Source organism: Mesorhizobium sp. WSM2240 (assembly GCF_040438645.1).
Lineage (GTDB): Bacteria > Pseudomonadota > Alphaproteobacteria > Rhizobiales > Rhizobiaceae > Allomesorhizobium.
This window is the reverse complement of the sequence record NZ_CP159253.1, coordinates 971,212-984,029: the sequence shown is the minus strand read 5'-3', so window position 1 is coordinate 984,029 and position 12,818 is coordinate 971,212. Positions and strand designations below refer to the sequence as shown.

The following is a 12,818-nucleotide window of genomic DNA, read 5'->3' as shown; positions in this document are numbered from 1 at the left end:
TCTCGCTCGGCACGACTAAGAGTCGAAGCGGCCCTTAAGGGATCTAGCAGGCACGGAGGAACTCGGAGGAGATCGCTTCACCGTTGGTGACGGCGTCAATATCCTCGACTGCCGGTGGAAGCTGGAAATGCACCCAGCCGAAGCGGGAATCCTTGTCGTGGGCCGTCACTTTCGGACCGCTCGTCATCAGGATCAGCCCCTTGCCCTTGCCCTTGACGGCGGCGCGCAAAGCGTCGAGTTCCGAAGCGAGCAGCCTGCCCACGAGAGAGCCGTAAGCCGCCAAGCGCTGCTTTGCCTGTGCGAACCGGTCGCCGCCGTCCATCGTCACGTCGATGCTCTGCGCAATACGGATTGGCGCCTTCGGACTTCGAACGCCAGTACCGCACTGGAAGTGAACGGTCCCGGATCATCGGCATCGACCCTAAGCGGCCGCCCGACCCGATCTCCGCCGAGCGAATTCCCGAAAATGTCGACATGCTCCTCCAAGCCAAGGAGCACAAGCGGTAAAATTCTCGATTGTTCCGCGAGTTGGCCAAATCGGAGCTTCGGGCCGATTAGGCCTTGTTAGTGAGGGCCCGACCTTGGACGAGCGCTCTGGACGCATCAAACTTCCTTCTTGCCAATGGCGTTCGCGTTCGTGTTGACTCGTTTGTCAATCAAAACGAGCCCTTGAGCCCGAAGGAGACCGACATCGACTCGAAGTTTGCCCCTGTCACATCCTTTTCCCAAGCGGAGCGTGTGCCATCCACAGTATTCTGTTCCTGCGATTTGCCGAGTTGTTGAAACACCCGCTCGCATGAACCGGACAGATAGAGCGAAGCACCCGGCGTCAATGCGTAGTTGACGCCAACAGTCGCGCCTATCGTCGGCGCCGGATCCATGTCGTCATAGGCCCGGAACTGCCTCGTCCAATGGTCGTCGATGCCCCTGATGCCGAGGCTCAAGCCGCCCAGAAGGCCGCCGCTGATCGTGAGATTGCCTAGGGCCTGTTTGCCGCCCAAGCTGAGGAAGCCGACCGGAATCTTTTGCCGGTAGCTGATGCCTCTTGCCCCGTCTGGCCATGCCACGGGTTGATCGCGGAAGCCGTGCTTGCTGGAATAGATACCCGATCCGCCATAGTCCGTCCACTTAACGTCGGTGTAGCGGAAACCGGCGCCGACTGAGAAACTGCTGGTCTCATTGCTGTAGATGATCCGATCCAGCTCGATCGCTCCGGCGACATAGTGATCGAGTTTGGCGTGGGGATGGATTGAGCGGTGGCTCCAGTCATCATGGCCGGGAACCTCCCAGTCGGTGTCGACCATGTGACCGTTGCCGCCGACGCCGAGGCTGACGTTGCCCTTCAAGCTCCAGTCATTGTCGATCTGCGCGTCCGCCCCGAGGGTGAAAAGCGTAACCCCCTTGCTCTGCCAGTTCAGTTGGCTGCACTTGGAGTCCGCGCCGGTGCACTCTTCCTCATCGCCATAGACAAATTCCTGAGCCTTGATGTTAGCGAGGCTGAGTCCGCCGAAAACGATGAAATTGCCGGCGTCGGAGGAAAACACAACGTCGTCCGCGGCGGCGAATGACGAGGTGGCCATCAGAAAACAGAAAGTGACTACCGATCCGATGACAGCGCGCTTCATCAGCTGACCGCGTGTTTCGTCCAGCGCCTCCGTGTAGAGATTTCTTACGTCAGATACGCCGTGTGCTGCCTCAGACTTGCATTCTGCTCGCGCCGCCGCTGTTGATGGGCCGGCTTGGCGCTGCTCTCGCGCGGCAGCCCGCGTCCGGCCGTTCGGCGACTGCACGTATGTTTGGAGCATGTTGTTGTCCTTTGCTGGAGAGTGATCGAATTGTCAGGTCTGCAGGAGCGCGGCGTGTATACGCCTGACGATCCGCTGAGCCGGTGATGACCCTTGGGGGGCGGGCGCAGGAACTGTCGGCCTTCCGCGAGGCGCTCAACGACTTGGCACCGCGCGGCTCGGTCAGGATGTGCGGTGACCGGGCTTCTCATCGTCAGCCGTCGGCCACGCCCCGAGATCCTGTCACTCCGCACATTCGGCAGGCATTGACGCCACAGGCTTGCCATTCCGACTCGAAGTCGAACCGGCTGCGCTTGGCGTCGATCTCCGTGTGTAATGCCTGTTCGGCGCGGCTGCATGGGGACCCCTGGTCGTTCGCCTTTTGGCGAGGCTTTCGGTGAAAAAACGCCGACGGAAGGATGGAAAACCAACGCCGCCGAACGGGTGCCGAGCTGTGCGATTCCGTTCGACGAGGTTGAGGAAAGCGCCGCTGAATGCGCGACTGCACGCTGCCGAAGGAACGGCGTGGTGCGCCCACGACCGCGTTGCCTGGCCATATAAGCGATTTGGCCGGCGCGAGACGCGGCACTCATCGCCAGAGATCAAGATTGCACCGGCCGTCATCACTGTCAAAAAATGCCGAAGTGAGTGATCCGGCGCTGTATCGACGCTTAGCTTTCCCGCGCTTTGGCGATTAAGCGTTCCAGCGTGGGAATCGCGGGCACCCCTGCGATCACTTCGTCGCCGAGAACCAAGGCCGGCGTGCCGGTGATGTACAGCTCCGTGGCGAGCGCGCGATTGCGCTTGAGGGCGTCTTCGATGGCGGGATCTTCCATGTCCCGCTTGAGCCTCTCAACGTCGAGGCCCACCTGTCGTGCGATAGTCAAGACGGAGGATTCGCTGTGCTGACCGGGAGCAGCCAAAAGGGCGTGATGAAACGGCTCGAATTTTCCCTGTTTGCGGGCGGCGAGCGCCGCCTTTGCGGCGAATTTGGAACCCGGTGCCTGGCCCGGATACTCTTTGTAGACAACCTTCAGCTTGGGATCGTCCTTGAGGATTTGCTGGAGGACCACGTCTCCCGCTCGGCAGTGCACACAGTTGTAGTCCAAAAACTCCACCAGAGCGACGTCGCCATTTGGGTTGCCAGCAGTTGGCGCGACGGGATCGTTGAAGAGTGCGTCGCGCCGCTCCGGAATGAGCTTCTGCAAATCCGCCTCGAGCTGGCAACGGTCGTCGCAAGGGTGCAGGTAGTTTTTGATAACCGGAAGTTGCGCTACAAGCCCGGCGAGAAGCAGGGCCAGGACTAAAAGACCGATAAGGCGGATTCTTTGTTCCGGCATGGGTCAGGCTCCAATCAACAGTGAACGGCAGGGCAGCAACGGCTGGCCTTTTTTGACGCCAAAGAGGGCTTGCGGGCCGCGGGGCTCGCGCGGCGGTTTGCAGGTCACAAGTAGCAACTTACTGTCTCCTGACCGGATCACGGTGGGTTCCCCCTCCCGGGCATCTCCCGTCGCTGCGCTCCGATCGAACGCGCCAAGGGGAAGCTGCAAGCTCCGCGCCAATTGCGACAGCGCCGACAAACGCAGGTTTCGGGGATTCATAAGGGCCTCTCGCGCCGCGCTTGTGCGGATCCCAGCACTCTCTGCTGGCGAATACCCGCACAGTCAACTCGGCGACGGGCGGCGGGACCGGCGGCGGAATCCCCGCCGCCCTGCCCTGTCCGCTCATTCAGCGGTTGGCGGCGCAAACAGCGGCGCGGCCTCGGCCCACTGGTCAGCGGTCCGGAAAGCCGCCGCGATCGGCATAGGCGCGGGCCGGAACCGCCATCCAGGCGGCCAGCTTCGAGCGCCCCATTGTGCCTTCGGGCAAGACGCGCACGATCTGCTTTTGCGTCTTCACCTTCTCCGAGACATTGGCGTCAGCGACCTGCGTTCCAGCGATGTGCGCCAGCATCGCGTTGGCTACTTCCTTGTCACGTATGCAGATCGAGGAAGGTCTCGTCTGGCTGCCACGATGCGCTCATGCCGACATTCAGATGGTGCCGCCCCTTGGACCACGGCACATCCGGCCCTCCAGCAACTCGCCATGACGATGGTAAGAGCGCACCACATCGTCGTCGGAGACCTCCTAATGCAGGGGAAGATTGGCGCCGTGGTATAGTCGCCGCCATTGCCGCCGGCTTCGCGCCGTCCTCATCCGGCGCCTCAGACAAAGCCAAAACCTCGGGCCGTTTTCGGCTCGAGCTCCCGGGTCAAGCTTGAACGTCTCGTTCACGACGATCTGGCGTGTGGCGACTTCAACACCGTGGCGCCTGGCATCGATGCGTCAGACGACGTTGGGCGCTGGCCACGCCTTTTCTGGCGGTGCGAAGCGTGTGATCCCGTGTCCAAAAGCTGACAGCGGCAGACAAAATGTCAGGTTCACTACAACCGACATCTGGGCACTGTCGAGGTTTTCACGGCAAATCCCGCTTGCTGGGCGCTGAGGTGCTGGCACGGCCTTTGCAAATTGGGAGGTGGCAACACGGAACGAGGGTGACTGCACGCAAATGCGCAAGAGAAGCGATGCGCTCCTCCCTTGAACCCGTGTACCCCCTCAAAGAGGGCAACAAGACCACAAAAGTCGCGCAACCTTTGGCAACGTTGGGGAGCAACATGGAAATGCAGACGGACTTCACTGCTCCTTCGACCTCGAGCCGCAACTTCGAAAAGGGATCGGATGGCCATTCGTTGGATTTATGACACCGAGGGAAAGCCCACATATCGCCAGGAGGGTCAGCGGATCTACGCACCCGAAACCGGGACATGCGAATTCTACGAAAACGGCGGCTGGTGGTATCAAATCGAACGCGGCGCAGCTGCTTATTTCGTCAAAGATGATCAGGTTTTCACACCGAACGGCAAGCCGGTTTTCCATTATGCGTGAACGTCACGACCCCGCCAATCCCCTGGGCCGCTGACCGCTTGCCAATGAAACAGCCCGCCAAAGGGAACCGTAGCGGGTTTGTGCGGGCAACGAAAATCGACGTTGTTGCACGCGGCTTGATAGGCCTTTCTAACCGCGCTGCCCTGGCCTGAACGTCCTGCCATGCGAAGGAAAGATCGATAGCCTGCCCGGCTGTCAGGAAGATGGTTAGATTGTCGTCGGGTCGCCTGTCGCCGCGAACGTCAACATGGTGCGTCCAGCAAATCTGCTCGGCCCTGCTGGAGAGGCGGGCAAATTCCACCTCAACATACATCATGGCGTCGGCTATCGGCACCGACGAACGGAGATGATCCGGATTGTCCCGCCTGTTGCCTCCGCGTTCCGTGCTGTATACGGTCAGGGTGATGCAAGAGGCCGATATCCCACGATTCGTGCAAGCGGTCATTGACGCGGGTTGCTACATCTGCGCTGTCGGCCACGAAGGATACGTATTCGGCGACGCCGATTTGTCACTGCACGAACGGGCAGCGATCGAGCCGCGGCTGCGTGAGATCCATGAGATGTTTGGTGAGCGCGATCACTTGCTACCGAGGATCGTCGCCTTCCTGCGGTCCATCGGCCGCTGTGTCGAAATTTGACTGCGGGGAGAAGCGGGCGATGGCTATGTCGGAAATCGTGGCATCTACGGGGCCTAAAGAGGCTCCGCGCGAGTTCGGACTGCTCGGCACCGTCGTGTCCGACGGCGCCGCGCTGACCGATGCGGTCCTGGCGGATCTCAGAGGTTCAACGAGAAGGGCACGATCTTCGGCGAGGTGATCTGCCGGGTTGAGTATTGCTATCGGGGCCCGGCAAGCCAGCACATGATTTGATCTCGTCCAGCAGCATGCCGCGGCGGCCGCCCAACCGTCACTTGAGCGCTTTGAGGTCCAAGGGCCCCCGATGCCCGCATTTCAGCTTGTGACATCAGATCGTCGCCGTCGCGCCATCCTGAAGCCAATCATCAGTCGAGTTCGCGGAACGCCATGTCGTCGCACCACCCTCATTCGGACCGCCCTCGCCCGTGAGGCGCAGTCGGTGGATGGAAACGTCCAGACAACGCGGAGCTCGCGTGATCTGCAGCGCAACAGCGAAGCCGCGAGGCCCACTGCGCATCGTACCTGGCCACAGGTGCAAACCAGCGTCTCCAGTCCAAGATCATTGCGGTTACCGGACTCCTCGCCGGGATGATAGCCCTGATGCCGGTCCCGTTGGCGGGCGAAGGAATTGCCGAAGGCCGCGATGTTCAAAACCCCAATTGAGACTGTTGATATGGGCGAGTTGAAGCAAGCGTCCGGAACTACGCGCTGCCTGATCCCGACCGGCGGTTCCAACGAATGGACGAAATCGCCGGCCGACGGCGGTAAGGCCCGTGGCATATCCCCTTGCCGGATCATCAGCCATTCTCGTTTTGCCGGCGGCGGGCGCCGGGCACACTCCGTACCAATCATGCACTCACCCGTCACATTTATGACGGGAGGGACGCGTATTGTGAGTTAATGCCTCAGCCATTTTGGGAGGAATATGCGATGTCAAAGTGCACCTATCTCACTTCCCTTGATATCGCGGTCTTGAAGGAAGTCTTCAACGAGGTGTGCGCACATAACGAGATAGCGGCGGACTCTCCAGCTGCGAGCTATTTGGCGAAAGCACTTATTGCCGCGTTCGAAAACGGCGTCCAAGACAAGGCTGGCTTGCTGGCGATCGTGGAAAACAACGATCGCTGGGCTGCTTAGCAGGATTTACGGCGGATTACGCCTTGCCGCGCTCAGTGCGGCAGCAACGGCATTTGCTGCTGTCCTGTTGAAGTGCACTCGCGGGGCCGCGGCACTTCATTCAGCGTGACAACAACCCGCAGCACCTCTTTCCCGCTTCGTCCCGGACGCACCCGAGGGCTTGTGGAAGCGACACTTCCTTGCCTCCGATGGTCCGTTCACGTGCCTGTAACTGCCTCCCTCCAGAAACTTTTTGAAAGCGGTGCCGAAGGCGAGCGCCAGTTGGACGCTTCGCTCCCGCGGCGTGATGGTGGCACATCCAACGTCTTATCAGCTCGGCTGATGGAGCACTTTCCATCAAGTCGGGAGAACGCGCCGCAAGGGGATCTCGGCCTTAATCTTCTTCACACCGGGTAGCTTTGAAAGAACGTTCCGGTGTATCGCCTCGAACTCCTGGACCTCCTTCACGGAGACGAACAAAAGGTAATCGGTATTGCCAGCAACAGCATAGCATTCCTCGATTACTGAATACACGTGGAGAGATTGTTCGAACAGCTCGATGACTCGCGAGTTAAGCGCTTCCAGCTCGATCCGAATCGGAATTCTCGTGATCACGGAAAGCTCCTCCTGCTGCCCTGTCTCGTAAGTCCAGTCGAAGCGCCGGACTCTCAAGCTTGGCGCCGACTAGATCCGTTATTTGCTTGCATTTCTTCGATGGTCAGTTCGGATTGGCAGGTCTGGACTGAGCGGTTAGGGACTTCTTCATTCGCTAGCGTTTGCGGTTCCTAAAAGTAGGGAGTTAAGAGATACGCTGCTCGCGCCGCCGTCTCAATTCGGGGCTGGATCATAGCCGAGGCCGGCGATTTCGCGCCGGATCCGGGTGAAATTCGGTGCCTTCTAGTAGCACTCGGCAAGATCGGCAAAATCGATTGTTTGGATGGAGAACCATCGACACTGTGGATACTCAAAATCCAAATCCCTCGTTGTTCAGCATCTTGACACAAGCCCACGGTCGCCATGCTCAGTCAGCTCGCAAACGGCTTTGACAAGGCGTCGTGCCATCGCACAAGCAAGAGACGGTCACGGCTGCAACAGCGAAAAAGTTTTCGCTGGCGTGCCGCGTTTGCGACCTGTCTTTTGAGCAGCCGGATGAAGTCTCCCTTGGAAACTTCATCTGGAGTCGAGCCGGGCGATGTTCTCGATTAGCGCGGCTTCGAGCGGCCGCATTTGGCCCGGTTCCATGATGGCGCAACCCGGGTCTCGGCCGCCAGGCCTTCATCGGCGATGGTCTTTACGCCTTGGCAACGCCGCCGTCCGCCGATGATCTCGAAGCGTCGAGACTGCCATGTTCGTGAACAAGCCGCGACCGGGATCTGCTTGCCAACTGGCGCGGGCTTTGTCCCTTGAACTAAGTGAGGAACGGCCTATCGCCGCCACCCATCAGGTAGCGGCCGCGTCGGACGGCGCGACGGACCTGATCGCGAAGATGGCCGCCTTGATGAGACTAATCCTGTTCGACACGCGGTCGCCCGAACAGGCCTATGGCGATCTCCTGATGGGATGCCCCTGCAAGTGAGCTATCCAAAGGCCTGGAGCACGACACGCAGACACCCTCTCCGCGAGGCTCCGGTGGACAGTAAGCGGCCGCCAGGCGGTCGCTGCCGTGGATCTCATTCAGGCGCTGAAGGGCAGCGATGTAGGAGTTCAAGCGCTGCGGCGGCACGATCGCGTCGACGCGTAGCCGGACCGGGCGGAGCACGGAGGCAGCGGAAACGGCGATTTGCAGGCTACGGCAGTCCTGTCTCAGCAGCACATGCTGCATTTCCGCCAACGTCAGCAGAATGTCCTTACCGCAGGACAGTGAAGAAAGGTCCAGCAGTTCAAAGCCGCGCTCGCGCCCAACGGCTCCGCAGCCGCTTGCAGGATGTGCGCGCAATTGCGCGGATCCCAAAACACCCTTGCTGACGTGGCGTCCAACTGCGGGGCGTCCGCGAAACAGGAGATTCCATTGCGTGGGCGGGAGGCTCGTGTCTTCAGTTCGATAATCATCATTTCGGCGCGTCTTCGGGCAATGAACGCGGGCGGCGCCGTTTGGTGCGGTCGCGCTGGAATTGCGGATTGCGCCGAAGAAATTCCCAGGCCCAGGCGGTGCGTGGCAACCGACTTGCATAGTCGTAAGCTGAGCGATGGCGCCAGTCCGGCCAGCCTGACGACACTCCGTTGCGCGCATGGGCAAACGAGCATTGTTCACGGTTTGGATATCCGGCGCTATGCTGAGCGGCTAAGAGCCGGTTGCCACAGTACCGGTCCGCTCAGGCGTCCCCTCCAGCGGATGCGCAAAAGGCTCGCGTGGGAAATCTCGAGAAAGCCGGCCACAGCCTCCGTTTTGCCGACGGGTCTCGGCTGTCCCATGCGCGACAATGGCCATGTTGCGAGGCGAAGGATCCGTTCCACACGCGTATCGGTCACCGTCACCATCCCGGTCAGATTGTTGGCCAAGCCGAACTCGATCATGCCGGCGAAGAGCTCGTAGGTTGCTTGGGCCAGCCCGCCCGCCGCCTTGGGCGCTGATGGAGGGAGGTCGAGCGCGAAACGGCTGCTTTCCCATATTCCGGGAGTCGAGGGCATAACGTCAGCACCCAGCAGCCCCGGGAATGTGTCGCGCAACATCGTGGGTCCGGTGGTGGGCAAAAGGCGAACGCACCCGCGGATTCGCCAGTCCGATCCCTTGAGAAGCAGATAGACTGGTTTGAGATCATCAAATGCGTCTGTTTCCATTTCGCCGTTGGTCTGAACTTCCCAATCGAGCCGTTCTTTGAAAACCCGATACCTTAGCCCGTGCATCTCTTTGAGCTCGCTTGCGAACTCATTGCAGAGGTCAGGGCTTATCAGCTGCATCATAATCGCCTCCGTGCGGGATGTGTTGCCGCCATCGAAGGGCAAAGCTGACATCGATGCAGCCTGTTGACGTTTACAGCTATCGTGGCGGAGAATCGGGATCTTGCCTGACCGGAGGCAGCCAGCCATCCAACGGCCCGCTTGATCGTTCGCACGCCATGCGTTCGTTTTACAATTCCCGGATGGAAGTGGTGCGCCTAGAAAATCCCAGATTTTGGCTGACATTCCAAGCCGACTTGCCGCGCACGCGGCCATTTCAGGCACTCTTCCCCAACGACGGAACGGCGATCCTGCGCTGCTTCCGCATCGCCCCGCCGCAGCCGCAAACGCAGAAGGGCACCGTGCGAAGGACGGCGCTCAAAAACGCCTTGCATAGGCAGCGAAAAAAACAGACTGATACCGACCCGATTCGGGTCGATAGCTATTTTTGAAGCACGATGAAATTGGCTGACTGAAGATCGGAATGAGATGGTGGAGGGCTTTTGACGTCCTGGCGGTGGGCTGCATAGGAACGAAGAAATGCTACTTATCTTTAACGCCATCCGCAGGGTCTGGCATTCGACCTTGCTTAGAATCGATAGGGCCCGGTTGCGACGGCAGGGTAGGCAGCTTGGCGATGTGGACCGCCGCGGCTGATTTTCCGCCGTCCGGAAGTACGCACTCCCGAACACCGGCGGATCGTGTCCGCGAGACACGGCGGTGCCCAACAACTGCCAATCTTTCCCCTGTCGGTTGAAAAACTGCGGCCTGGCTGGGCAGCGTTTCCACAAGGCTGTCGCTAAAATCGCTGCTCAGCCTCCAACGCAGGTACCGCACCGCGAACACGGCCTTCACGGTCGAAATTCCATCAGCTCGTAGCCTCTGCCGTTCGGTGTTCCGGAACCATCCTCTCAGTCACGACCGGCTGCCGCGCTGGGCACCGGCACCGCCTCGTTGCGCCGCAACACGTGCGCAACGCCACCAAGCGCGGCGAGATCACGCGCACCGGCAACGCAGCCGCACGTTCCATGCTGATTGAATCGGCATGGCATTGTCGCTTCCCTGCTGGTGAGGGCCAGGCGCTGCGGGGGCGCAGCGCCAAGATTCCCGACCGTATCCGCTCGATCGCATGGAAGGCGCAGGTTCGTCTCTGCGGCAAGTTTCGGAGATTGGCGGCCTCGGGTAAGCGGACGGTCAAGATCGTCACCGCAATCGCCCGCGAGCTGGCCGGGTTCGTCTGGGACATAGCACGTCAGTTCCCCTCGCCTGGCGAGAGGCACGAGGGTAGCGCGCGGAGGGCGAAGCTGGTCGGGGTTGCGGAGCCCGGAGCGCGCGGGCAGCAAAAACACGGAGGTGACGAAGGAATAGAAACAGGGACTTGGCTGGCGTGCTGCGCGCCCTTATTGACACGGACAATCCTCGATACGGCGCGGGGGCAGGGAGTAACCGATGCCCGCTCAAATTGAAGGGGGAAGGTCCACGACGGAAAGGGTCGTGCGGTAGCCAATCCGCGAATGGGTGCTTGATCAATCGTTGTCAGACAACAGGTGCGCAGCACCCCAGCCCGGTCCTCATCAACAAGCTTGCACCCGGCAGTTGCCGGATGCCATGGCAGCCGATTGTGGTGCGACACTTGAAGACGCCGTTTGTGGGGTGATACTTCAAGAAGCCGTCGTCGAGAGGGCGGCCGCCCCGCTTCCACCCTCGGTCACGCGGCCGCGTCAGGCGCGGGCGCGGGGCAACTATTTGGACGTTGGTTGTGTCAGGCCTTGTCTATCGGGCCGAACCAGATCCGTGTGGCTGACGCCGAGGGCCGATGCCAGTTCATAGATCGTGATGATGGTCGGATTTCTTCGGCCTTTCTCCAAGCCGCTGATGTACTGCTGGCTGAACCCGGAAATCTCGGCAAGCTGCTCTTGAGTCAGACGCTTCCTTTGCCTGATCCTCTGCACATTCCGCCCGACCAACTTGCGCATATCCATGCACGACAAGCCATCCGATCGGGCAGCTTGAGTTTATCAACTATAATATGTAATCCACATTGAGCGTCCGAATCCGCTGGCGGAGGGCTTCGCGGAGGCCATTGTCCGGAGGTAGAATCCAGCGATGTTACAGCCTAAATCGAACACGCCGATTGCCGACGAAGTCCCGTGGTCGGAAAGCCTCACAGCTTACGACAAAGAGCATTTCACGACCTATATGCAGCTGCTTGATGCTTCGGCCGACGGCGCCCCTGAAGAGGAAATGGCCCATGTTATCCTGGGCATTGATCCGGCACGCGAACCGGAGCGCGCCCGCAAGGCCCTTCGCAGTCATCTCGACCGTGCGAACTGGATGGTAACGACCGGCTACAAGGACTTGTTCGCCAGCTGACCAATCAAGCGCGCTCCGACCCGGATTTGGGCCTGATCCGCGAATCATCATACAGCCAGCGGCTTTTTGAAAAATGGGGCGTTCAAAGCCCATACAGAAGATTGCTCGATCAGTTGCACAAGAGCGGACCGCTTGCACCACGGGCAGCAACCCCGGAAGCGTTTCAGAGAATCGACGATCGTGAGGAGGCCAGCAGCGCGACGGCCTGATTTTTGGTGCGCACGCCGAGCTTCTTCTTGGCATTCTCCAGATGAAAGTCGGCGGTGCGCGGCTTGATGCCCAAGATGCAGGCGATATCTGAGGCGGACTTGCCGCGCGCCGCCCACTGCAGACACTCATATTCACGCGGCGTCAGCAAAACGCCGTCCACCGTACGAGTGCCGGCCAGTCTGTGGCGAACGCAGACATGAAAGCAGGTCGCCATGAGCTGAAGAGCTTGTTCATACCGTTCGGCGACCCGGAGAAATGCCGGATTGGGCTCATCAGCGGCAAAGGTACCCGCGGCAAAGCAGCCGCGGCGATCGACAATCGGGATCGTCAAGCCACAGCGGATGCCGAACTCGGCTGCTTCATCGAACAGCCTCTGCTGGACCTGTGATGTCACAACGCAGCCCATATTCGATCCCCACCGAAACGGGCATCCGCCACAACGTGCACGCATGATGACTGGATCGATCTTCTGATACCGGTTTTGCAGGTAGTGCGCGGTCCAGCGAGCGGGATAGTTCGAGATCAGCTTGGGCTCGCCGGAAAGTTGCGGCGGCAACGACAGATAGGCGAAGGTGATCAGATCAAGGCATGCGGCCGTGCCAGCCATGGCTTCGCGGAAGTCCGCCTCGTCGACGCTTTCCGACAGCTTTTCCAGAAACGTCTCAAAAACAATTTGCATGTCCTGCTTGACGCCTTGAACTCAATGCCTCGGTTTCTCTGCTGTGCGCCGTCCCGACATGTCGACGCGACGATCAAGCTCACGGCATGAGCGCAGCCAATCTGCTGCGTGCAGCGAACAGGATCCGCAGCGATGGGCAAACAATCGCGCACCGATCCGATCTGTCGCCATCACCGCCCCCAGTGCTTCCTTACCTCTGCTGAAGAACCCTTTGCGTCC

16 protein-coding genes are annotated in these 12,818 nt (G+C 60.2%); 7 read left to right on the top strand and 9 right to left on the bottom strand.

The window, feature by feature from the left end:
- Positions 1 to 43: 43 nt before the first annotated feature.
- From ABVK50_RS04675 to ABVK50_RS04660, 4 genes are all read right to left on the bottom strand, one after another.
- Positions 44 to 328 (bottom strand): hypothetical protein, encoded by a 285-nt coding sequence (locus ABVK50_RS04675; RefSeq protein ID WP_353642630.1) that lies wholly within the window; start codon positions 326 to 328, stop codon positions 44 to 46.
- Between the two features lie 328 nt (positions 329 to 656).
- The gene (locus tag ABVK50_RS04670) at positions 657 to 1,805 is read right to left on the bottom strand and encodes an omptin family outer membrane protease (protein ID WP_353642631.1); all 1,149 of its coding nucleotides are present in this window, start codon (positions 1,803 to 1,805) and stop codon (positions 657 to 659) included.
- Positions 1,806 to 2,455: 650 nt separating this feature from the next.
- Positions 2,456 to 3,124, bottom strand: a complete 669-nt coding sequence (locus ABVK50_RS04665; RefSeq protein ID WP_353642632.1) for a DsbA family protein — start codon at positions 3,122 to 3,124, stop codon at positions 2,456 to 2,458.
- A 433-nt stretch (positions 3,125 to 3,557) separates the two neighbouring features.
- Positions 3,558 to 3,737 (bottom strand): hypothetical protein, encoded by a 180-nt coding sequence (locus ABVK50_RS04660; RefSeq protein ID WP_353642633.1) that lies wholly within the window; start codon positions 3,735 to 3,737, stop codon positions 3,558 to 3,560.
- Positions 3,738 to 4,502: 765 nt separating this feature from the next.
- Between ABVK50_RS04660 and ABVK50_RS04655 the strand changes: the two genes are divergently transcribed.
- The 3 genes from ABVK50_RS04655 (at position 4,503) to ABVK50_RS04645 (ending at position 6,481) form a co-directional block, all read left to right on the top strand.
- The gene (locus ABVK50_RS04655) at positions 4,503 to 4,709 is read left to right on the top strand and encodes a hypothetical protein (RefSeq protein ID WP_353642634.1); all 207 of its coding nucleotides are present in this window, start codon (positions 4,503 to 4,505) and stop codon (positions 4,707 to 4,709) included.
- 356 nt (positions 4,710 to 5,065) lie between these two features.
- Entirely contained in the window at positions 5,066 to 5,347 is a 282-nt protein-coding gene (locus ABVK50_RS04650; protein ID WP_353642635.1) for a hypothetical protein, read from the top strand.
- A 927-nt stretch (positions 5,348 to 6,274) separates the two neighbouring features.
- Entirely contained in the window at positions 6,275 to 6,481 is a 207-nt protein-coding gene (locus ABVK50_RS04645; RefSeq protein WP_353642636.1) for a hypothetical protein, read from the top strand.
- A 336-nt stretch (positions 6,482 to 6,817) separates the two neighbouring features.
- On the opposite strand, the gene ABVK50_RS04640 is transcribed toward ABVK50_RS04645, so the two are convergent.
- A complete protein-coding gene (locus ABVK50_RS04640; protein ID WP_353642637.1) occupies positions 6,818 to 7,075 on the bottom strand; it encodes an Lrp/AsnC ligand binding domain-containing protein in 258 nt (85 codons plus the stop codon).
- A 781-nt stretch (positions 7,076 to 7,856) separates the two neighbouring features.
- On the opposite strand from ABVK50_RS04640, the gene ABVK50_RS04635 reads away from it, so the two are divergent.
- A complete protein-coding gene (locus ABVK50_RS04635) occupies positions 7,857 to 8,036 on the top strand; it encodes a hypothetical protein (RefSeq protein WP_353642638.1) in 180 nt (59 codons plus the stop codon).
- Positions 8,037 to 8,508: 472 nt separating this feature from the next.
- Here ABVK50_RS04635 and ABVK50_RS04630 read toward each other — a convergent pair whose 3' ends face one another.
- Both ABVK50_RS04630 and ABVK50_RS04625 read right to left on the bottom strand, forming a co-directional pair.
- Positions 8,509 to 8,676, bottom strand: a complete 168-nt coding sequence (locus ABVK50_RS04630; protein ID WP_353642639.1) for a DUF6499 domain-containing protein — start codon at positions 8,674 to 8,676, stop codon at positions 8,509 to 8,511.
- A 52-nt stretch (positions 8,677 to 8,728) separates the two neighbouring features.
- Complete coding sequence (locus tag ABVK50_RS04625) at positions 8,729 to 9,361, bottom strand: acyl-homoserine-lactone synthase (protein WP_353646024.1); 633 nt, start codon at positions 9,359 to 9,361, stop codon at positions 8,729 to 8,731.
- Positions 9,362 to 9,414: 53 nt separating this feature from the next.
- On the opposite strand from ABVK50_RS04625, the gene ABVK50_RS04620 reads away from it, so the two are divergent.
- Both ABVK50_RS04620 and ABVK50_RS04615 read left to right on the top strand, forming a co-directional pair.
- The gene (locus ABVK50_RS04620) at positions 9,415 to 9,789 is read left to right on the top strand and encodes a hypothetical protein (protein WP_353642640.1); all 375 of its coding nucleotides are present in this window, start codon (positions 9,415 to 9,417) and stop codon (positions 9,787 to 9,789) included.
- Between the two features lie 516 nt (positions 9,790 to 10,305).
- On the top strand, positions 10,306 to 10,803 hold the full coding sequence (locus tag ABVK50_RS04615) for a hypothetical protein (protein ID WP_353647009.1): 498 nt from the start codon (positions 10,306 to 10,308) through the stop codon (positions 10,801 to 10,803).
- A gap of 276 nt (positions 10,804 to 11,079) precedes the next feature.
- Here the strand turns inward: ABVK50_RS04615 and ABVK50_RS04610 are convergent, their stop codons facing one another.
- Positions 11,080 to 11,319 (bottom strand): helix-turn-helix transcriptional regulator, encoded by a 240-nt coding sequence (locus ABVK50_RS04610; RefSeq protein ID WP_353642641.1) that lies wholly within the window; start codon positions 11,317 to 11,319, stop codon positions 11,080 to 11,082.
- Between the two features lie 124 nt (positions 11,320 to 11,443).
- Between ABVK50_RS04610 and ABVK50_RS04605 the strand changes: the two genes are divergently transcribed.
- On the top strand, positions 11,444 to 11,710 hold the full coding sequence (locus ABVK50_RS04605; RefSeq protein WP_353642642.1) for a DUF2285 domain-containing protein: 267 nt from the start codon (positions 11,444 to 11,446) through the stop codon (positions 11,708 to 11,710).
- Between the two features lie 163 nt (positions 11,711 to 11,873).
- On the opposite strand, the gene ABVK50_RS04600 is transcribed toward ABVK50_RS04605, so the two are convergent.
- Positions 11,874 to 12,599 carry a LuxR family transcriptional regulator gene (locus ABVK50_RS04600; RefSeq protein ID WP_353642643.1) on the bottom strand — a complete coding sequence of 242 codons (726 nt, stop codon included), beginning with the start codon at positions 12,597 to 12,599 and terminating at the stop codon, positions 11,874 to 11,876.
- Positions 12,600 to 12,818: the final 219 nt, after the last annotated feature.